Origin of the sequence: Cyanobium sp. BA20m-p-22 (assembly GCF_024346275.1) — a bacterium.
GTDB lineage: Bacteria > Cyanobacteriota > Cyanobacteriia > PCC-6307 > Cyanobiaceae > Cyanobium_A.
The window spans coordinates 24,376-43,206 of record NZ_JAGQCQ010000001.1 but is presented as its reverse complement, the minus strand read 5'-3'; the positions used below and the strand labels follow the sequence as shown (position 1 = coordinate 43,206).

General features: G+C 65.6%; 18 protein-coding genes, 1 tRNA gene and 1 other RNA gene. 10 read left to right on the top strand and 10 right to left on the bottom strand.

The genetic code is table 11. From position 1 onward, the window contains the following. A partial coding sequence (locus tag KBZ15_RS00230) for an alpha/beta fold hydrolase (RefSeq protein WP_255012386.1) occupies nucleotides 1–490 on the bottom strand: 490 nt, incomplete at its 3' end. Between the two features lie 49 nt (nucleotides 491–539). Here KBZ15_RS00230 and KBZ15_RS00225 point away from each other — a divergent pair. Beyond that, the gene (locus KBZ15_RS00225) at nucleotides 540–854 is read left to right on the top strand and encodes a hypothetical protein (RefSeq protein WP_254930717.1); all 315 of its coding nucleotides are present in this window, start codon (nucleotides 540–542) and stop codon (nucleotides 852–854) included. Here KBZ15_RS00225 and KBZ15_RS00220 read toward each other — a convergent pair. Next, complete coding sequence (locus KBZ15_RS00220; RefSeq protein ID WP_255012385.1) at nucleotides 814–1,371, bottom strand: isoprenylcysteine carboxylmethyltransferase family protein; 558 nt, start codon at nucleotides 1,369–1,371, stop codon at nucleotides 814–816. The genes KBZ15_RS00225 and KBZ15_RS00220 overlap by 41 nt on opposite strands. Continuing rightward, on the bottom strand, nucleotides 1,343–2,698 hold the full coding sequence (locus KBZ15_RS00215; RefSeq protein ID WP_255012383.1) for a cation:proton antiporter: 1,356 nt from the start codon (nucleotides 2,696–2,698) through the stop codon (nucleotides 1,343–1,345). Before KBZ15_RS00215 ends, KBZ15_RS00220 begins: the two co-directional genes overlap by 29 nt. Before the next feature lie 141 nt (nucleotides 2,699–2,839). Between KBZ15_RS00215 and KBZ15_RS00210 the strand changes: the two genes are divergently transcribed. Both KBZ15_RS00210 and KBZ15_RS00205 read left to right on the top strand, forming a co-directional pair. Further along, nucleotides 2,840–5,251: a phosphoketolase gene (locus KBZ15_RS00210; RefSeq protein ID WP_255012381.1), complete on the top strand. Its 2,412-nt coding sequence runs from the start codon at nucleotides 2,840–2,842 to the stop codon at nucleotides 5,249–5,251. Continuing rightward, the gene (locus KBZ15_RS00205) at nucleotides 5,248–7,770 is read left to right on the top strand and encodes a glycogen/starch/alpha-glucan phosphorylase (protein WP_255012380.1); all 2,523 of its coding nucleotides are present in this window, start codon (nucleotides 5,248–5,250) and stop codon (nucleotides 7,768–7,770) included. Before KBZ15_RS00210 ends, KBZ15_RS00205 begins: the two co-directional genes overlap by 4 nt. 41 nt (nucleotides 7,771–7,811) lie before the next feature. Here the strand turns inward: KBZ15_RS00205 and KBZ15_RS00200 are convergent, their stop codons facing one another. The 4 genes from KBZ15_RS00200 to KBZ15_RS00185 form a co-directional block, all read right to left on the bottom strand. Continuing rightward, nucleotides 7,812–8,285: a hypothetical protein gene (locus tag KBZ15_RS00200; RefSeq protein ID WP_254930722.1), complete on the bottom strand. Its 474-nt coding sequence runs from the start codon at nucleotides 8,283–8,285 to the stop codon at nucleotides 7,812–7,814. Between the two features lie 36 nt (nucleotides 8,286–8,321). Continuing rightward, entirely contained in the window at nucleotides 8,322–8,654 is a 333-nt protein-coding gene (locus KBZ15_RS00195) for a hypothetical protein (protein ID WP_255012378.1), read from the bottom strand. Between the two features lie 54 nt (nucleotides 8,655–8,708). Next, nucleotides 8,709–9,218, bottom strand: coding sequence for a cytochrome b/b6 domain-containing protein (locus KBZ15_RS00190; RefSeq protein ID WP_255012376.1), 510 nt, complete (start codon nucleotides 9,216–9,218; stop codon nucleotides 8,709–8,711). Between the two features lie 33 nt (nucleotides 9,219–9,251). Continuing rightward, a tRNA-Arg gene (locus KBZ15_RS00185) sits at nucleotides 9,252–9,325 on the bottom strand. Between the two features lie 44 nt (nucleotides 9,326–9,369). Between KBZ15_RS00185 and rnpB the strand changes: the two genes are divergently transcribed. Together rnpB and KBZ15_RS00175 are read left to right on the top strand one after the other, a co-directional pair. Beyond that, nucleotides 9,370–9,779: RNase P RNA component class A (gene rnpB, locus KBZ15_RS00180), an RNA gene on the top strand. Between the two features lie 18 nt (nucleotides 9,780–9,797). Beyond that, on the top strand, nucleotides 9,798–10,517 hold the full coding sequence (locus KBZ15_RS00175) for a ribonuclease III family protein (RefSeq protein WP_255012373.1): 720 nt from the start codon (nucleotides 9,798–9,800) through the stop codon (nucleotides 10,515–10,517). Here the strand turns inward: KBZ15_RS00175 and KBZ15_RS00170 are convergent. Beyond that, the gene (locus KBZ15_RS00170) at nucleotides 10,495–10,674 is read right to left on the bottom strand and encodes an NAD(P)H dehydrogenase subunit NdhS (protein WP_197153229.1); all 180 of its coding nucleotides are present in this window, start codon (nucleotides 10,672–10,674) and stop codon (nucleotides 10,495–10,497) included. The two genes, KBZ15_RS00175 and KBZ15_RS00170, sit on opposite strands and share 23 nt — an antisense overlap. 76 nt (nucleotides 10,675–10,750) lie before the next feature. Here KBZ15_RS00170 and rimM point away from each other — a divergent pair, with 76 nt between their 5' ends. After that, entirely contained in the window at nucleotides 10,751–11,302 is a 552-nt protein-coding gene (rimM, locus tag KBZ15_RS00165) for a ribosome maturation factor RimM (RefSeq protein ID WP_255012370.1), read from the top strand. A 52-nt stretch (nucleotides 11,303–11,354) separates the two neighbouring features. Then, the gene (locus KBZ15_RS00160; RefSeq protein ID WP_255012368.1) at nucleotides 11,355–12,815 is read left to right on the top strand and encodes a mannose-1-phosphate guanylyltransferase/mannose-6-phosphate isomerase; all 1,461 of its coding nucleotides are present in this window, start codon (nucleotides 11,355–11,357) and stop codon (nucleotides 12,813–12,815) included. A 48-nt stretch (nucleotides 12,816–12,863) separates the two neighbouring features. Here the strand turns inward: KBZ15_RS00160 and glmS are convergent, their stop codons facing one another. Both glmS and psaC read right to left on the bottom strand, forming a co-directional pair. Beyond that, nucleotides 12,864–14,783 (bottom strand): glutamine--fructose-6-phosphate transaminase (isomerizing), encoded by a 1,920-nt coding sequence (gene glmS, locus KBZ15_RS00155; protein ID WP_255012366.1) that lies wholly within the window; start codon nucleotides 14,781–14,783, stop codon nucleotides 12,864–12,866. Nucleotides 14,784–14,871: 88 nt separating this feature from the next. Next, nucleotides 14,872–15,117 (bottom strand): photosystem I iron-sulfur center protein PsaC, encoded by a 246-nt coding sequence (gene psaC, locus KBZ15_RS00150; RefSeq protein WP_006042515.1) that lies wholly within the window; start codon nucleotides 15,115–15,117, stop codon nucleotides 14,872–14,874. Between the two features lie 145 nt (nucleotides 15,118–15,262). On the opposite strand from psaC, the gene acpP reads away from it, so the two are divergent. From acpP to tkt, 3 genes are read left to right on the top strand one after another with little or no spacing between them, the layout of a single operon-like run. After that, complete coding sequence (gene acpP, locus KBZ15_RS00145; protein WP_197153217.1) at nucleotides 15,263–15,505, top strand: acyl carrier protein; 243 nt, start codon at nucleotides 15,263–15,265, stop codon at nucleotides 15,503–15,505. Nucleotides 15,506–15,513: 8 nt separating this feature from the next. Beyond that, entirely contained in the window at nucleotides 15,514–16,761 is a 1,248-nt protein-coding gene (gene fabF, locus KBZ15_RS00140) for a beta-ketoacyl-ACP synthase II (RefSeq protein ID WP_255012364.1), read from the top strand. A 34-nt stretch (nucleotides 16,762–16,795) separates the two neighbouring features. Next, nucleotides 16,796–18,802, top strand: coding sequence for a transketolase (tkt, locus tag KBZ15_RS00135; RefSeq protein WP_255012362.1), 2,007 nt, complete (start codon nucleotides 16,796–16,798; stop codon nucleotides 18,800–18,802). The last annotated feature ends 29 nt before the right edge of the window (nucleotides 18,803–18,831 follow it).

Sequence of the window (18,831 nt, the reverse complement as noted above, 5' to 3'; positions counted from 1 at the left end):
GCACCGGGCTTTTCAGCAGGGCGCCACCGATGGTCTGGCGGGCGATGGCAGCCCAGCCCTTGGGCGGAGCCTGCTCATCGCTGAACGGTCCGGCAGCATTCAGCAGCACCACTCCGGCCGCCTGGTTCCCCAGGGCCGCCCCGGCGGCCAGGGCAGAAAAGCCGCCTAGGGAATTGCCAACCAGAACGGTGGGCCGGCCGATGCGCTCGGCCACGTAGGCGGCCAGCTGGTCGCGCCAGAGGGCGCCGCCGTAGGCCAGCTCCGCCGGCTTGGCGCTGCGGCCGAAGCCCAGCAGGTCGATGGCGTGCACCTCATGGCGCTGGGCCAGCACGGGGATGTTGTGGCGCCAGTGGTCGGTAGAGGCACCGAAGCCATGCACCAACAGCACCGCGGGCCCAGCCGGCCCCTCGGGCCCCTCGGGCGCAGCCGTCACAACATGAACGGGATGACCGGCGTAATTCCAGGGCTGGGGGTCAGACAGGCAAGCCACTACGTAGGTCACCGGGCTGATCGATGCTAGGGAGATCCGCGGTCGGCCATTGCTCTACCCCAGCCCCGACTGGACCCCGTTCCTGCCGGGGGTCGCCCTCTGGGCCCTGGCGCTCTACCTACCCCTGAGCGGGCCCCTAGGGCGCCTGGAGGAGGCCCTGGCCGCAGGCCCCCTGCCTGGGGCGGCCCAGCAACTGCTGCTGGTGCTCAGCAGCCTGTTGCTGGCCCTGGCTATCGGCGTGCTGGCCGACCTGGCCCTGAGCTGGGCCCTGGGCCCGGACTGGGCCAGCAGCCTCGGCCTGATCGCCGCTGGCTGGGGGCTGTTCACAGCACTCGCCAGTCGAGCCAGGGAAGACGGGGAATGATCGCCGGGGTACTTGCTCGGTAGGCGACGTAGTCGGGATGCAGTCTCTCAAGGGATCGCTCCTCCCGCCTGGCCTTGCCCCCCAGCACGGCGCAGAGCGCCAGCAGCAGGGCCAGGTGCAGCAGGCTGCCCAGGGCAAGGCTCACCCCCAGGGAGCAGAGCAGCAGGGCCTGATAGAGGGGGTGGCGGCAGCGGCCGTAGGGGCCAACGGTGACCAGGGCAGCACCGGGAATCGGATCGGGCAGGGGGGTAAGGCTGGCGCCTAGCCCCCAAAAGGCCTGGGCCGCCAGCGCCAGCCCCAGTAGAAACAGCAAGGCCCCGCCAAGGGCAACCGGCAGGGGCCAGGCGTAACCCCACGCCCCTGGAGCCGGCCAAGGCGGAAGCAGGTGGGCGGCTATCAGGGCCAACTGGGCCAGCAACCACCACTCGCCGCGGCGATTGTCGAACCAGCCACCCCAGCTCAGGCCCCAGCGCCTCGGCCCGGGGAACTCAGGTTGGGTTTTCGGCGAGCGGATCAAGATCGGGCCCTCCAGCACTAGCTCCTAAAACCAGTCTGAGCAGGATCGGAGCCAGGAAGGTGGTGCCAATCACCATCAGCAAGATGGCGGCTTCCAGGGGTTTGGTGAGCAGGCCGGCCTGGGTGCCGAGGCCGAGGAAGATCAGGCCCACCTCGCCCCGGGGCATCATCCCCAGCCCCACCACCAGCCGGTTGGTCTTCTCCTTACTTATGTAGCTCCAGCCGGTTGCCACCTTGCCGGCAATGGCGACGATGAGCAGGAAGGCCGCCACGATCAGGCCCTCCCGGTTGGCGGGGTTGAAGGGGTTGAGCACCGAGAGATCCATGCCGGTGCCGATGAGCACGAAGAAAATCGTGGCAAACAGGGCCACCAGGGGCTTGACCGTGTCCTGGATGGCGTGGGTGTGCTTGGAGGAACTGAGGATCAGGCCGGCGGCAAAGGCGCCCAGGGCCGCTTCCAGGCCGATGGCCTGGGCCACGAAGCAGCAGAGCGACAGCACCACGAAGGCCGCCACCACGACCTCACCAGGGGCCTTGAGCTGGTCGAGCAGCCAGTCGAAGCCAGGGGCCGCGGTGCGGCTCAGAAAAAGGGCCGCCGCCACAAAAACCCCCGCTGCTGCCACCAGCTTGAGGATCGGGCCCAGACTGAAGCCCTCGCCACCGGCCAGGCTCACCACCACGGCCAGGATCACGATGCCGAGGATGTCATCGAGTACGGCCGCGCCGATCACGGTCTGCCCCTCGCGGGTGCGCAGAAACTTCAACTCGCCGAACACACTGGCGGTGATGCCGATGCTGGTGGCGGTCATAGCCGCCCCGGCGAAAATCGACGGTATCAGCGGCACATCGAAGAGGTAATAGAGGCCCGCAGTGCCGAGGGCAAAGGGCAGCACCACGCCGGTCACTGCCACCGTGGTGGCCTGGGCACCCACCGCCACTAGCTCGTCGAGCTCGCTCTCCAAACCGGTGAGAAACAGCAGGGCAAACAGGCCGATCTGGGAAACCGCCTCCAGATTTGGGAAGGTCTCGGTGTAGATCTCCTGCACCATTTCCGGTGAGAGATCGGCCAGGGAGCTGAGCAAGCCCAGCCCCCAGCCGCTGAGCTGGGCCTGGGTGTCGGGGGGCACGATCAGGTGCAAACCGGATACTCCGATCAGCACGCCGGCGACCAGCTCGCCCAGAATCGTGGGCAGCTGGACCCGCACCATCAGCTCCGCCAGTAAGCGCGCAGCCACAAAAATGACCAGGAACTCCCCCACCGAGATGAGGGTTTCAGCCACCTCGGACTGATGACTGCCGATTTCGAGCAGTAGCGCGGGCAGACCCATGGAAAGAGAGCGTGGGGGCGACCCTAGGTGGACCGGATCCCAGATATGGGAATCCCATCTCTATCCGGGCTTAAAGCTGCTGCGTAGCAGCCATGGCTACGGTCAGGTTTAGGGATTCGTGCACAGGGCATGGCGGCAACGATGACCTCGGCCCAGCTGCAACTGCTCGACGGCTGGTGGCGGGCCGCCAACTACCTGGCGGTGGGCATGATTTACCTGCAGGCCAACCCCCTGCTGAGGGAGCCGCTGCGGCCGGAGCACATCAAGAACCGGCTGCTGGGCCACTGGGGCTCCAGCCCGGGCCAGGCCTTCATCTGGGCCCATGCCAACCGGGTGATCCGGGCCCACGACCTGAGCATGATCTACCTCTCGGGGCCGGGCCATGGCGCGCCGGGGGTACTGGCCCCCACCTACCTGGACGGCTCCTACAGCGAGATCTATCCCGACAAATCCCAGGACACCGTCGGCATGGGCCGCTTCCTGAGGCAGTTCTCCTTCCCGGGCCACATCGGCAGCCACTGCACCCCCGAAACGCCCGGCTCAATCCACGAGGGGGGCGAGCTGGGCTATGTGCTCTCCCACGCCTGCGGAGCGGTGTTCGACAACCCGGAGCTGATCGCCCTGGCCTGCGTCGGCGATGGCGAGGCGGAAACGGGGCCCCTTGCCACCAGCTGGCACATCAACAAATTCCTCAATCCCGCCAGCGACGGCGCCGTGCTGCCGGTGCTGCACCTCAACGGTTACAAGATCGCCAATCCCACCCTGCTGGCCCGCATCCCCCGGGCGGAGCTGGCCAGCCTGCTGCGCGGCTATGGCTGGGAGCCCTTGTTCGTGGAAGGCAGCGAACCGCTGGCGATGCACGCCGCCATGGCCACCGCCATGGACAACGCCATCGACCGGATCCAGCAGATCCAGAGGGAAGCGCGCCGCAGCGGTGATCCCACCGACGTCAGCCGCCCGGCCTGGCCCATGGTTGTGCTGCGCTCCCCGAAAGGCTGGACCGGGCCAAAGGAACTCAAGGGCAACAAACTCGAGGGCTTCTGGCGCAGCCACCAGGTCCCCCTGCCAAACCCCAAGGGCGATCCGGCCCAGCTGCAGCAGCTGGAGACCTGGCTGCAGAGCTACCGCCCCGAGGAACTCTTTGATGGCCAGGGCCGCCTGCGGCCCGACCTGCAAGCCCTCTCGCCCAGCGGACAGCGCCGCATGGGCTCCAACCCCCACGCCAATGGCGGCCTGCTGAGGCGCCGGCTGCTGCTGCCCCGCCTGGAGAGCTACGCCGTCGCCGTTTCCGGCCCCGGCAAGCTGGAACACGAAAACACCGCCCCCCTGGGCGAACTGCTGCGCGACACCATTGGGCTCAACCCCGATTCAGTGCGGGTTTTCGGCCCAGACGAAACCGCCTCCAACAGGCTTCAGGCCATCTACGAGCGCAGCAAGAAGGTTTGGCTCGAAGAGCTGCTTCCCGAAGACGCCAACGGCGGCGAATTGAGCCGCAGTGGCCGGGTGGTGGAAATGCTGAGCGAGCACACCCTGGTGGGGATGATGGAGGGCTACCTGCTGACGGGGCGGCATGGGCTTTTCCACACCTATGAGGCCTTCGCCCATGTCATTGCCTCGATGTTCAACCAGCACGCCAAATGGCTGGAGAGCTGCATACACCATGCCCCCTGGCGGGCGCCGATCTCCGCCTGGACCTGCCTGATCTCCAGCACGGTTTGGCGACAGGACCACAACGGTTTCACCCACCAGGATCCGGGCTTCATTGACCTGGCCGGCAACAAGAGCGGCGACGTGGTACGGGTCTATCTGCCCGCCGACGCCAACTGCCTGCTGGCCGTTGCCGAGCAGGCCCTGATGGAAACCAACGTCTGCAACATCATCGTTAGCGACAAACAACCCCATCTCCAATACCTCACGCTCGAGCAGGCGCGCGCCCATGTGGCCAAGGGGATTGGCCTGTGGAGCTGGGCCAGCAACGACGACTGCAACAGCGACCCTGAAGACCCAGCCGTCGTCATGGCATGCGCTGGCGATATCCCCACCAAAGAGACCCTGGCAGCTGTGCAAATCTTGCGCCTAGCGATCCCCAGCCTCAAAATTCGGGTGCTCAACGTGGTCAAACTGTTTGCCCTTACCCAACCCAGCGAGCACCCCCATGGCCTCAGCGATCGCGACTTCGACAGCCTGTTCACCACGGATCGACCGGTGATCTTCAACTTTCATGGCTACCCCTGGCTCATTCACCGGCTCACCTATCGCCGCACCAACCACGCCAACTTTCACGTGCGTGGATATAAGGAAAAGGGCAACATCAATACTCCACTAGAACTGGCGATGAACAATCAGATCGACCGTTTTAATTTAGTCATGGACGTTATTGACCGAGTGCCGGGGCTTGGCTCCCGCGCCGCCCACATCAAGGAGCGCATGAAGGAATCGATCCTGGCCAACCGCGCCTACGCCCACCAGCACGGCATCGATGCGGAAAACGTGACGAACTGGCGCTGGGACCTCGGCTCCGAGCTGGCCCATGACGCAGTATTACCGCGATGAGCGATCTCCAACCCAGCAACCTGCGCCTGCCGACGCCTGGCTGCTACGCCGAACCCGACCGCAGTGGTCTGACCGCAGACGACGTCTTCGACGGCCTGACCAGTCACCTCTTCTACACGCTGGGAAAGCTGGCCCCCACCGCCAGCCGCCACGACCTCTACATGGCGCTGAGCTACGCCGTGCGCGACCGGCTGATGACCCGCTACCTGGCGGGTATTGAAGCGATCAGCGCCACCCCTACCCGGGTAGTCGCCTACCTCTCGGCCGAATTCCTGATCGGGCCCCAACTGGGCAACAACCTGCTGATGCTCGGCATCCAGGAGGAAGCGGCCGAGGCCCTGCGTCGCTTTGGCATCAACGACATCAACGAGATCCTCGACGTCGAGGAGGAGCCGGGCCTGGGCAACGGCGGCCTGGGCCGGCTGGCGGCCTGCTTCCTCGAATCCCTGGCATCGCTTGAGATCCCGGCCACTGGCTACGGCATCCGCTACGAATTTGGCATCTTCGACCAGCTGATCCGGGACGGCTGGCAGGTGGAGATCACCGACAAATGGCTCAAGAGCGGCTGGCCCTGGGAATTGCCCCACCCCGACCAGGCCTGCTTCGTGGGCTTCGGCGGCCGCACCGAGAGCTACCGCGACGACGACGGCACCTACCGGGTGCGCTGGATTCCCAGCGAGCACGCCATCGGCATCCCCCACGATGTGCCGGTGCTGGGCTACCGGGTGAACACCTGCGACCGCCTGCGTCTGTGGCGAGCCGACGCCGCCGAATCCTTCGACTTCTACGCCTTCAACATCGGCGACTACTACGGCGCTGTCGAAGAGAAGGTGGGCAGCGAGACCCTATCCAAGGTGCTCTATCCCAATGACGGCACCGACGAGGGCCGCCGCCTGCGCCTGAAGCAGCAGCACTTCTTCGTGAGTTGCTCGCTCCAGGACATGATCCGCAACCTGGATGCCCGCGGCCTCCCCATCACCGACTTCCCCGACCACTGGGCGGTGCAGCTCAACGACACCCACCCGGCAATCGCGGTGGCCGAGCTGATGCGCCTGCTGATCGACGACAAACACCTCGAGTGGGAGGAGGCCTGGAGCATCACCAGCCGCGCCCTCTCCTACACCAACCACACCCTGCTACCTGAAGCCCTGGAGAAGTGGGGGCTCGAGCTGTTCGGCTCCCTGCTGCCCCGCCATCTGGAACTGATCTACGAGATCAACCGCCGCTTCCTGCAGCAGGTGCGCCTGAAATACCCAGGCAATGAGCAGATTCTGAGCAAGGTTTCGATTATCGACGAGGAGGGCGGCAAGGCGGTGCGCATGGCCAACCTGGCAACCGTGGCCTCCCACCACGTCAACGGTGTGGCGGCCCTGCACAGCGAATTGGTCAAAACCGAGCTGTTTCCTGAATTCGCGGCCCTATGGCCCGAGAAGTTCACAAACGTCACCAATGGGGTCACACCGAGGCGCTGGGTGGCCCTGGCCAATCCCCAGCTCTCAACCCTGCTGAACGAGTCGATCGGAGAGGGCTGGATCAACCGGCTCGACGAGCTGCGCAAGCTGGAGCAGTTCGTCGACGACACCGGCTTCCTGGAGCGCTGGGAGGCCACCAAACTGGCGGTGAAGTGCAAGCTGAGCCACTACATCCACAGCCACACCGGCGTGCTGGTGGATCCGGCCTCGCTCTTTGATGTGCAGGTCAAGCGCATCCACGAGTACAAGCGCCAGCACCTCAATGCCCTGCAGGTGGTAGCCCAATACCTGCGTATCAAGAACGGCCAAGCCGAGGGGATGGCCCCGCGCACGGTGATCTTCGGCGGCAAGGCTGCACCGGGCTACTACATGGCCAAACTGATTATTCGTTTCATAAACGGCATCGCCGAAACGATCAATGCCGACCCCGACATGGACGGGCGCCTGCGGGTGATCTTCCTGGCCGACTACAACGTCAAGCTGGGCGAGCGGGTCTACCCGGCCTCCGATCTCTCCGAGCAGATCTCCACCGCCGGCAAGGAGGCCTCCGGCACGGGCAATATGAAATTTGCCATGAATGGGGCCCTCACGATCGGCACCCTGGACGGCGCCAACGTGGAGATCCGCGAGCAGGTGGGGGCTGAAAACTTCTTCCTGTTCGGCAAAACCGCCGCAGAAATCTCCGACCTCTACCGGGGCGGCTATCGCCCCTGGGAGCTGATCGGCACCATGCCCGAGCTCGCCGAGATCCTGCGGCTGGTGGAGCAGGGCCACTTCAGCAACGGCGATGGCGATCTATTCAGGCCGCTGCTGGAGAACCTCACCGGCCGGGATCCCTTCTTTGTGCTGGCGGATTTCAACGACTACCTGCGAGCCCAGGCCGAAGTGGATCGCACCTGGGCAAATCGGGGCCTCTGGAACCGCATGTCCCTGCTCAATTCAGCCCGCAGCGGCTTCTTCTCCTCCGATCGCTCGATCAAGGAATACGCCGAACGGATCTGGAAAGCTGAGAGCTTCCCAGTAACTATCACTTGCGAGACGGATTAAGTCTTGCAAGACCAATTAAGACCTGCAAATGGGATTGGGGCTCAGCCCCGATCCGGCAGGTCCGGGGTCTGGTGCAGCAGGCGGTTTAGCCTGAGTCGATCGGCGTTGAGGGGATCGGGGGCCAGCTCTCCGGCAACCTCGCGGAATTTTTGTTCCACCTCTTCAGGCACGCGCACATCAAAGATGCGCTCCATCAGCGCCTCGATCGAAAACAGATGGGCGTTGATGTTCTCCAGATCGGCCATGGCCTGCTGCACCGCATCGGGCTCCACGGCCTCATCGGCCACCGCCCCGGGCCCCTGGGGGGCAGGCACTGACTGATTGGCAGCCGAATCGCTTGCCTCCTGCTGCTTCTGCAACTCCTCCATAACCCGACCCGCCAGGGTCCGAAAAGACTGCAGCGCAGCCCAACTGAGCTCCTGCTGCTGACGCAGGGTGGGATTTTCGCGGATCAGCCGGTCATGTTCCCGGTAAAAACGCTGGCAATCAGGGCATTGGCAGGGCTCTTCGGGCACCGCTTTCCCTTCCGTTCTCAAATTCCATTATGGCACTCATGCCGCCAGGGGGCCCCAGTCAGGCAGGTCTTCGCTGGAGTCGTCGATCTCGCCACTGGCGGCGGGCAGGGGAATCTCAATGGAAGACACCACATTGATCACGTCGCGCAGGCGCATCGAATCGGCAAACCAGCCCATGGCTTGCTCGGTGTCGCTGCGACGCTCCGCATCTGTGGCCTGCTCCTCGTGGGATTCAGCCAGAAGGGCCAGCCAGCAGAGGCAGCGGGCCTGCACCACTGAGAGATCCAGCTCGTCGGGCTGGCTGGCGGCGATAAGTTCGCTCTCCTGCTGCACCAGCAGCCGCAGACGCAGGTCATGGAGCTGGGTCACCGCGATCAGACGATTGGGACCACGCTAGCCCCGGTGGCCAAATTGAAAAGACCACTACCGGTAGTGGGCACTACCCGATTGCTCAGCGCCGTTGGCCTGCATGCGCCAGCTGGCCATCGAGCGGGCCAGGGGAAGGCCGCCCCGCTGCAGCACCGCCCCCACATGCACCGCCACGCAGAAGGCAATGGCCAGCCAGGCCACCAGATGGACGCCGTACACCCAGTGATCGAGCTCGCCCTGGCGCAGCCAGTCTTCCTGCATCAGCTTGCCGCTGCCCACCGCCAGGGCCAGGGCCAGCAGGGCCAGGGCGTTGGCCGGCTGCTGCAGGCGCCGCCGGCCAACGCTGATGGCATAGACGCCAAACAGCAGAGCCACCGGCCAGAGCAGGACCCCGGTGCTGCCGTGGAGGTCGATCCAGTCGCCGCCGATCCGCCAGGGAAGGCGACCCCAGCGGCCATCGAGGTTGGAGTACACCAGCAGCCCACTCAGCCAGGCCAGGGGCACCAAAACAGCGGTGGCCCCGTGCAGCAGCCTCAGCAGGGAAGGTTGGTAGGGGCGGCCCATCGGAGCTGGCGGCTGCAGAGCACTACTGGAGCACGGGGCTGGCGGGACTCGAACCCACGACCTACGGTTTAGGAAACCGTCGCTCTATCCGGCTGAGCTACAGCCCCCCGCGGAAATCCCCAGGGGGACCCGCAGCGGCATTATGGGACGTGAAAGCAGGTGAGGTGATCGCGATCAGGGTCTAACCGCCTCTTCGGAGCGGCTCGGGCGCCTGGTTGAGGAAAGTCCGGGCTCCCCAATGGCCAGGCTTGCTGGGTAACGCCCAGTGCGGGTGACCGTGAGGACAGTGCCACAGAAACACACCGCCGATGGCAGGGGGCTCGCCCCCCGCACAGGCAAGGGTGCAAAGGTGCGGTAAGAGCGCACCAGCAGCATCGAGAGGTGCTGGCTCGGTAAACCCCGGCCGGGAGCAAGGCCCAGGGACAACGGTTGGCCATGACACCCGTCCCGATTCAAGTGCGCCGCTCGAGGCCGCCGGTAACGGCGGTCCCAGACAGATGATCACCCCCCACCAGCTTGCTGATGGGAGAACAGAACCCGGCTTACGACCTGCTTTCACCCCCTTCCCCCAAGCCAGCCATGCGGCCCGAACGCCACCAGCAACTGGTTGCCTTCCTCCGGTCGTTGGGCCTGGAGTGCGGCGACCGCGACCTGACCCCGATCGAGGAAGCTCTCACCCACACCTCGGCGGGACGGGCCCACAACCACGAGCGCCTGGAGTTTCTGGGCGATGCCGTGCTGCGGCTGGCCGCAGCGGAATTTCTACAACGGCACCACCCCGGCCTGGGCGTGGGCCGCTGGTCAGCCCTGAGGGCCCAGCTCGTGAGCGACCGCTGGCTGGCTGAAATCGCCGAGCGCTGCGGCATCGAATCGGTTCTGCTGCTTGGGCCGATGGCCACTGGCGACAGCGCCGGACGGGCCACCGTGCGAGCGGAATGTTGCGAGGCCCTGCTGGGGGGCCTCTATGAGGCCTGGGGGGGCGGCCATGGCGGCCTAGAGCCGGTGCACTGCTGGCTCACCCCCCACTGGCAGCTCAGCGCCGCCGAATTGCTGAGCGATCCCGATCGCCATAACTGGAAATCGGCCCTGCAGGAATGGAGTCAGGGCCAGGGCCTGGGGCTGCCCCAGTACAGCTGTGCTGAACGCAGCCAGGTGCACGGCGATCCCCATCGCTTTGGCTGCACGGTGCAGATCCTTGGTCAATCCAGCCATACGGGCCTGGGGCCCTCCCGGCGCAGCGCCGAACAGGCGGCGGCCCGGGCTGCCCTGGCGACCATCAAGCCTGCTCGAGGGTCTTGATCGGCATGGTCACCAACTTGTCCCAGTTACCGCCCTCGAACAGCACGGCGGCCCGCTGACCGCTGATCCGCTGCACAAAGCCCCGGTAGCCGTTGTAGATGGAGCGGCCATCACGCACCACCACGGTGGAGCCAGGCAGGATCGGCAGGTCGGCCATGGTTGGGGCGAGGCGTGGGGCGAGGCGTCCAGCCATTATCGATGGCAAAGGCACTCTGACGGTTATCCAAGCAGTTATGGAACCAGCCACAGAAGCAGCTACGGACCTGATGGTGGTGGGCAAGCTGGTGGCCGCCCAGGGCTTGAAGGGGGAGCTGCGGGTCCTGCCCATGAGCGATTTCCCGGAGCGCTTCACCCAGGCCGGTCGCCGCTGGCTGCAGCTCAAGGGGCAAACCCCGCAGGAGGTGGCCCTGCTCGGCGGCCGCCAGCTCCCGGGCAGGGACCTGTTTGTGGTCAGCCTGGCCGCCATTGACAGCCGCGTCGCAGCTGAGGCCCTGGTGGGGGCCGAACTGCTGGTGCCCTCCGATGACCGGCCCAAGCTGGCCCAGGGTGAATTTCACCTGCTCGATCTGGTGGGAACCGAGGTGCGCCTGCTGGAGGGACAGCGGCCGATCGGCCGGGTGTGCAACCTGATCCATGCCGGCAACGACCTGCTGGAAGTGGAGCAGGACACCCCGACCGGTTCCCGCCGCCTACTGATCCCCTTCGTGACCGCGATCGTGCCGGAGGTGCACCTTGCAGAGGGCTGGATCGGCATCACCCCACCGCCAGGGCTACTGGACCTCTGAGCTGGCCCGAAGTGGCTGAATGGCCTTGAATGGGTCCACTTTAGGCGCTCCCATGCCCGTCAGCACCCTGGTTCCGGTGATCCTCTGCGGCGGCACGGGCACCAGACTGTGGCCCCTCTCGCGCGCCAGCTATCCGAAGCAATACTGGCCCCTGGCCGGCGGCGGCGAGGAAACCCTGCTGCAGCAGACCCAGCAGCGACTGGAGGGCCTGGAGGGGCTGGCAGCGCCATTGCTGATCTGCAATGAAGATCACCGCTTCATCGTGGCCGAGCAGATGCGGCAGATCGGCGTAGAACCGGCGGGGATCCTGCTGGAGCCGGTAGGCCGCAACACGGCCCCGGCGGTGGCGGTGGCGGCACTTCAGGCCACGGCTCAAGGCAATGACCCCCTGCTGCTGGTCCTGGCGGCGGACCACGCCATTCGCAACGCCGCGGCCTTCCGCGACACGATCACGGCCGGCGCGGCGGCAGCGGAGGCGGGCCAGCTGGTGACCTTCGGGATCGTGCCCACCGCGGCTGAAACTGGCTACGGCTATATCGAGGCAGCCGAGCCCCTCGGGGAGGTCAACAGGCCAGTGCCGATCGCCCGGTTTGTAGAGAAGCCCGATCGGGCCACCGCCGAGCAGTTCCTGGCCACCGGCCGCTTCACCTGGAACAGCGGCATGTTCCTGTTTAAGGCCAGCGCCATCCTGGCGGAGCTCGAACGGCTGGTGCCTGAGGTGGTCAGCGCCTGCAGGCTGGCCCTGGAACAGGACAGTGCCGACCTCAACTTCCTGCGGCTGGAGCGGGAAGCCTTTGCCGCCTGCCCCAACGTGGCCCTCGACGTGGCCGTCATGGAGCGCACCGACCGGGGCGCCGTGCTGCCCCTGGAGGCGGGCTGGAGTGATGTGGGCAGCTGGAGCGCCCTCTGGGAAACCGCCGACCAGGATGATCAGGGCAACGTGCTGCGGGGCCGGGTGATCCACGAAGACTCCCGCAACTGCTACCTGCGCAGCGAGCACCGCCTGGTGGTGGGGCTTGGCGTCGAAGACCTGGTGGTGGTGGAAACCGACGATGTGGTGCTAGTCGCCCACCGCAACCGAGCCCAGGACATCAAGGGGATCGTGAGCCTGCTGGAGCGCCAGGGGGCCCCGGAGAGCAAGGCCCACCGCAAGATCTATCGCCCCTGGGGCTCCTATGACGGCGTCACCGAGGGATCCCGCTGGCAGGTGAAGCGGATCGTGGTCAACCCCGGCGCCAGCCTTTCGCTGCAGATGCACCACCACCGGGCCGAACACTGGGTCGTGGTGCAGGGCTCGGCGCTGGTGGAAAAGGATGGCCAGCAGGAGCTGGTCAGCGAAAACCAGAGCACCTACATCCCCCTGGGCTGCCGGCACCGGCTAACCAACCCGGGCAAGATCCCTGTAGAGATGATTGAGGTGCAGAGCGGCCCCTACCTGGGCGAAGACGACATCGTGCGCTTTGACGATCGCTACGGTCGCACCGACCAAATCAGTTCGAATGTTACGAAGTAGTAATCAGCTGTTCAGTAATCAGCCGACCAATAATTAGCAGTTCAGCTCTCACTCCACGGTGACGCTCTTGGCCAGGTTGCGCGGCTGATCCACATCCAGGCCCCGGTGGGCCGCGATGTGATAACTCAACAGCTGCATTGGAATCACCGTGAGCAGCGGGCTCAGCAGTTCATCCACCACCGGCACCGGCAGCAGTAGATCAAATAACTCCGCATCAGGGCAGTTGGGGGCGACACCGATCAGCTGGGCGTCCCGGGCCTTGGCCTCCTGGGCATTGCTGAGGACCTTGTCAAACACCTTGCCCGGCATGGCGATCGACACCACCGGCACCTTGGCATCGAGCAGGGCAATGGGGCCGTGCTTCATCTCCCCCGCCGGATACCCCTCGGCATGGATGTAGCTGATCTCCTTGAGCTTGAGGGCACCCTCCAGGGCAATTGGATAGTTGATGCCCCTGCCGAGGAAGATCACATCCTGGGTGCCCTCAAACCGGTGGGCCAGGCCAGCGCAGCGCTGGTCGTGATCGGCCACCAGGGCCTCGAGCTGCTGGGGCAATTGCCGCAACTGGGCCACCAAGGCTTCCAGACCGGCGCGGCTGCAGCCCGAACTGGCGCCATGCTGCTCTTTGCCCAGCCGGCGCTCGGCAAAGGCCAGGGCCAGGCCATAGAAAGCCAGCAACTGGGCCAGGAAGGTTTTGGTGGCTGCCACCCCCACCTCAATGCCCGCTCCGATATCGAGGATGTGATCCACCATCCGGGCCAGGGAGCTCTCCGCCCGGTTGGTGATCCCCAGCAGCCTGGGGGCAAAGGCTGGATCAGGGATCAACTGGCGCCGCTCCTGCTCCATGGCCAGGGCCGCCAGGGTGTCTGCCGTTTCCCCTGACTGGGTCACGCCGATCGTGAGGGTGTGGGCGGAGAGCGGCGGCGGCGAGTAGCGGAATTCACTGGCATAGAAGACACTGGTTGGAATTCCTGCCAGTTGTTCCAGCAGGTAGGCCCCCACCTGGGCCGCATGGCGACTGGTGCCGCAGGCCAGGATCTGGATCCGCTCCACCCCCTCAAACACCTCCGCAGGCAGGGGCAGGGCCACCAGGGGGCCGGCCTCGCCGGGCAGCGTCTGCGGCAGGTGACGGGCCACCCAGAGCGCCGCCGTTTCCGGCTGCTCGTGGATCTCCTTGAGCATGAAGTGGCGAAAGCTGCGCTTATCGGCCACGTGCTCGGTGCCGCTCAGCAGGCTGGGGCTGCGCTCTACCCGCCCCCCGGCCTGGTCGTATAGCTCTATACCCAGCGGAGTGAGCAGGGCTACCTCGCCGTCCTCCATCGGCAGGATTGTGCGGGTGAAGCCAGCCAGGGCTGGGGTGTCGCTGGCGCAGAGGAATTCCCCTTCCCCCAGGCCGATCAACAGCGGTGCCGCCCGGCGCGCCACCAGCAGGGCCCCGGGGGCCTCGGCCCACACCACCGCCAGGGCATAGGCCCCCTGCAGCAGGGGCAACACCTGCTGCACCGCCTCCAGCAGCAGTGCCCCACTGGGCTTGCGACCCGCCGCCGTGAACCTTGCCAGCTGCCGCGCCAGCAGATGGGGGATCACCTCGGTGTCCGTCTCGGAGCGGAACAACACCCCTTCTGCCTGCAACTCCTCCCGCAGGCTGCGGTAGTTCTCGATGATGCCGTTCTGCACCACCGCCAGCTGGCCGCTTCCATCGAGGTGGGGGTGGGCGTTGCGCTCTTCAGGCTTGCCGTGGGTGGCCCAGCGGGTATGGCCTATGCCGCAGTGGCCCGGGGCGCCCTCGGCCTCAAAGCGGGCCGTGAGATTGACCAGCTTGCCCTCGGCCTTGAGGCAGTGGAGCCCCGCCCCATCCACGCTGGCGATACCAGCTGAGTCGTAGCCGCGGTATTCCAGCTGGCGCAGACCTTCCAGCAGCTGGGGAGCCGCCTCCCGGGATCCAATCAGGGCAACGATGCCGCACATAGGGCTGGGCCAGCGAAGAGCGCAACAAAAAAGCCCGGCAACGGGCCGGGCTTGAGCCTATGGGCCCTGGAGCCAAGGCAAAGCTGGCTCAGTAGGAAAGGCCCATCGAGCGACTGGTTTCATCGCCGAGATAGACGCGGATGCTGAGGAAGTCGGTAGGGCAGGCGGTTTCGCAGCGCTTGCAACCCACGCAGTCTTCGGTGCGGGGCGAGGAGGCGATCTGGCCGGCCTTGCAGCCATCCCAGGGCACCATCTCGAGGACATCGAGAGGGCAGGCACGCACGCACTGGGTGCAGCCGATGCAGGTGTCGTAGATCTTGACGGCGTGGGACATGGCCCGGTGAAGGACGGCTTGACGCCCAACGTACCCAAAGCCCCAGGCAAGCCTGCGGCGGCCCCCCGACCCCGTCACCCTTGTTCATACGGCGGCAGATGCCCTGCAGAGCGACCCGTAGAGTGCGTCGACTCTCAAAGCAGCCATGTCCCAGGAAGCGATCTTCGAGAAAGTGCGCTCGATCGTTGCGGAGCAGCTCAGCGTTGATTCCGGGGACGTGAAGCCCGAATCCAACTTTCAGAACGATCTCGGTGCTGACTCCCTCGACACCGTCGAACTGGTGATGGCCCTGGAAGAAGCCTTCGACATCGAGATTCCCGACGAAGCTGCCGAAGGCATCACCACCGTGGGTGATGCCGTCAAGTTCATCCAGGACAAGCAGGCCTGAGCCATTCCATGGTGCAGGGACTCCAGCGCGTCGTCGTCACCGGTCTGGGCGCGGTTACGCCGCTTGGCAACGATGTCAAAACCTATTGGGAAGGTCTGTGTTCCGCCCGCAACGGCGTGGCACCGATCACCCTGTTTGATGCCAGTCGCCATGCCTGCCGCTTTGCAGCGGAGGTCAAAAATTTTGATCCTTCCGGCTGGCTGGAGCCGAAGGAATCCAAGCGCTGGGATCGCTTCTGCCAGTTTGCCGTGGTGGCCGCCAAACAGGCCGTGGGCCATGCCGGGCTGACCATCGACTCCAGCAACCAGAATCGGGTCGGCACCGCCATCGGTTCCGGCGTGGGTGGCCTGCTGATGATGGAAACCCAGGCCCAGGTGCTGGCAGACCGGGGGCCCGATCGGGTCAGCCCCTTCTGCGTGCCGATGATGATCCCCAACATGGCCACTGGCCTGACGGCGATCGCCTTGGCGGCGAGGGGGCCCAGCAGTGCGGTGTCGACAGCCTGCGCGGCCGGCTCAAACGCCATCGGCGACGCCTACCGCCTGATCCAGCTGGGCCTGGCTGACGCCATGGTTTGCGGCGGGGCGGAATCGGCGATCACTCCCCTCGGAGTGGCGGGTTTTGCCAGCGCCAAGGCGCTTTCATTCCGCAACGACGATCCGGCCACCGCCAGCCGTCCCTTCGACGCCAAGCGCAATGGCTTTGTGATCGGCGAAGGGGCCGGCATTCTGGTGCTGGAAAGCCTGGACCATGCCCGTTTACGCGGTGCCCAGATCCTGGCCGAGGTGGTGGGCTACGGCATGACCTGTGATGCCCATCACATCACCTCTCCCACCCCCGGTGGCATCGGCGGGGCCGAAGCCATGCGGCTTGCCCTCAAAGATGCCCAACTCGAGCCCGAGGCCGTCGACTACGTCAACGCCCACGGCACCAGCACCCAGGCCAACGACAGCAACGAAACCGCTGCCATCAAGCGCGCCCTCGGCGACTGGGCCTACCGGATTCCGGTTAGCTCAACTAAGTCGATGACGGGCCACCTGCTCGGCGGCAGTGGCGGCATCGAAGCCGTCGCGGCCGTGCTGGCCATAGGGCACAACCTGGTGCCGCCTACGATCAATTACCAAAATCCAGATCCGGCTTGTGATCTGGATGTGGTTCCCAACCAGGCCAGGGAACACACCCTCAACGTGGTGCTCTCCAATTCCTTCGGATTTGGCGGTCACAACGTCTGCCTGGCCTTCCGCCGCATGGCGTGAGCACCCTCCCCTCCCCTCCACACCAGTCCTAGCCATGGTCGCCGCCCCCCCTACCTCCCTCGAGTCGCTCTGCGTCAACAGCATCCGCTTCCTGGCGATCGACGCGGTCAACAAATCGAATTCCGGTCACCCGGGGCTGCCCATGGGCTGTGCACCGATGGCGTTCGCCCTGTGGGACAAGGTGCTCAAGCACAACCCCAGGAACCCCAAGTGGTTCAACCGCGACCGCTTCGTGCTCTCGGCCGGTCACGGCTGCATGCTGCTCTACGCCCTGCTGCACCTCACCGGCTACGACTCGGTGACCATCGAAGACATCAAGCAATTCCGCCAGTGGGAGTCCCGGACCCCCGGCCACCCGGAAACCTTTGAGACCCCCGGGGTGGAGGTCACCACCGGACCACTGGGCCAGGGCATCTCCAACGCCGTCGGCCTGGCAATCGCCGAAGCCCACCTGGCAGCCAAGTTCAACAAACCCGGTTGCGAACTGGTTGACCACTACACCTACGTGATCATGGGTGATGGCTGCAACCAGGAGGGTGTGAGCAGCGAGGCCGCTTCCCTGGCCGGCCACCTGGGCTTGGGCAAGCTGATTGCCCTCTACGACGACAACCACATCACCATCGACGGCAACACCGCCGTGTCCTTCACCGAGGACGTGCTGAAGCGCTACGAGGCCTACGGCTGGCATGTGCAGCATGTGGCCGAGGGCAACACCGATGTGGCCGGCATCGCCCGGGCGATTGAGGCCGCCAAGGCCGTCACCGACAAGCCCAGCTTGATCAAGGTGACCACCACGATCGGCTACGGCTCGCCCAACAAGGCCAACACCGCCGGCATCCACGGCGCGGCCATCGGAGCCGATGAGGCCGAGCTCACCCGCAAGGCCCTCGACTGGAATTACGGGCTCTTCGAAGTACCCCAGGACGCCTACGACCACTGGCGCCAGGCGATCAGCCGCGGTGAAGCCCTCGAAGCCGCCTGGAACGCCAGCCTGGCCACCTACCGCAGCCAATACCCCGCCGAGGCGGCCGAATTCGAGCGCCAGCTGCGCGGCGAACTGCCCCAGGGTTGGGATTCGACCCTGCCAAGCTTCAGCCCCGCAGACAAGGGCCTGGCCACCCGCATGCACTCCTACAACGCCCTCAATGCGTTCGGCCCCAACCTGCCCGAATTGATCGGCGGCTCCGCCGACCTGACCCACTCCAACCTCACCGACATCAAGGGCGAGGCCAGCTTCCAGAAAGGCGGGGAGGCCAACCGCTACCTGCACTTCGGCGTGCGCGAACACGCCATGGCGGCGATCATGAATGGCATCGCCTACCACGGCAGTGGCCTGATCCCCTATGGCGGCACCTTCCTGGTGTTTGCCGGCTACATGATCGGTGCCATGCGCCTCTCGGCCCTGAGCGAACTGGGCTGCATCTACGTGCTCACCCACGACTCAATCGGCCTGGGAGAAGATGGCCCCACCCACCAGCCGGTGGAAACCCTCGCCAACCTGCGCGCCATCCCCAACCTGCTGGTGATCCGCCCCGGCGACGGCAACGAAACCATGGGGGCCTACCAGGTGGCCGTCACCAACCGCAAGCGCCCCACCGTGCTGGCCCTCAGCCGCCAGGCCATGGCCAACCAACCCGGTTCGGCTGCAGCCCATGTGGCCAAGGGCGGGTACATCCTCGAAGACAGCAACGGCAGCCCCGAGCTGATCCTGATCGGCACTGGTACTGAACTGGAGCTCTGCACCAAGGCCGCAGCCCAGCTGCGGGCCGAAGGCAAGAACGTGCGCGTGGTGTCCATGCCCTGCATCGAGCTGTTCGAAGAGCAGGGCGCGGCCTACCGCGAAAGCGTGCTGCCCGCCGCCTGCCGCAAGCGCATCGTGGTGGAAGCTTCCAGCAGCTTCGGCTGGCACAAGTACAGCGGCTTCGACGGTGACACCGTGTCGATCGACCGCTTCGGCGCCTCCGCCCCGGGGCCGGTTTGCATGGAGAAGTTTGGCTTCACCGTCGACAACGTGGTGGCCAAGGCCAAGGCGCTGGGCTGATCACAGCCCCAAGCTAAATACCAGATACC

Bases quoted from the DNA above. Each gene is read 5' to 3' on its own strand.
- KBZ15_RS00215 (WP_255012383.1), bottom strand. From the start codon at position 2,698: ATGGGTCTGCCCGCGCTACTGCTCGAAATCGGCAGTCATCAGTCCGAG.
- KBZ15_RS00210 (WP_255012381.1), top strand. From the start codon at position 2,840: ATGACCTCGGCCCAGCTGCAACTGCTCGACGGCTGGTGGCGGGCCGCC.
- KBZ15_RS00205 (WP_255012380.1), top strand. From the start codon at position 5,248: ATGAGCGATCTCCAACCCAGCAACCTGCGCCTGCCGACGCCTGGCTGC.
- KBZ15_RS00190 (WP_255012376.1), bottom strand. From the start codon at position 9,218: ATGGGCCGCCCCTACCAACCTTCCCTGCTGAGGCTGCTGCACGGGGCC.
- KBZ15_RS00175 (WP_255012373.1), top strand. From the start codon at position 9,798: ATGCGGCCCGAACGCCACCAGCAACTGGTTGCCTTCCTCCGGTCGTTG.
- KBZ15_RS00170 (WP_197153229.1), bottom strand. From the start codon at position 10,674: ATGGCCGACCTGCCGATCCTGCCTGGCTCCACCGTGGTGGTGCGTGAT.
- rimM (WP_255012370.1), top strand. From the start codon at position 10,751: ATGGAACCAGCCACAGAAGCAGCTACGGACCTGATGGTGGTGGGCAAG.
- KBZ15_RS00160 (WP_255012368.1), top strand. From the start codon at position 11,355: ATGCCCGTCAGCACCCTGGTTCCGGTGATCCTCTGCGGCGGCACGGGC.
- glmS (WP_255012366.1), bottom strand. From the start codon at position 14,783: ATGTGCGGCATCGTTGCCCTGATTGGATCCCGGGAGGCGGCTCCCCAG.
- psaC (WP_006042515.1), bottom strand. From the start codon at position 15,117: ATGTCCCACGCCGTCAAGATCTACGACACCTGCATCGGCTGCACCCAG.
- acpP (WP_197153217.1), top strand. From the start codon at position 15,263: ATGTCCCAGGAAGCGATCTTCGAGAAAGTGCGCTCGATCGTTGCGGAG.
- fabF (WP_255012364.1), top strand. From the start codon at position 15,514: ATGGTGCAGGGACTCCAGCGCGTCGTCGTCACCGGTCTGGGCGCGGTT.
- tkt (WP_255012362.1), top strand. From the start codon at position 16,796: ATGGTCGCCGCCCCCCCTACCTCCCTCGAGTCGCTCTGCGTCAACAGC.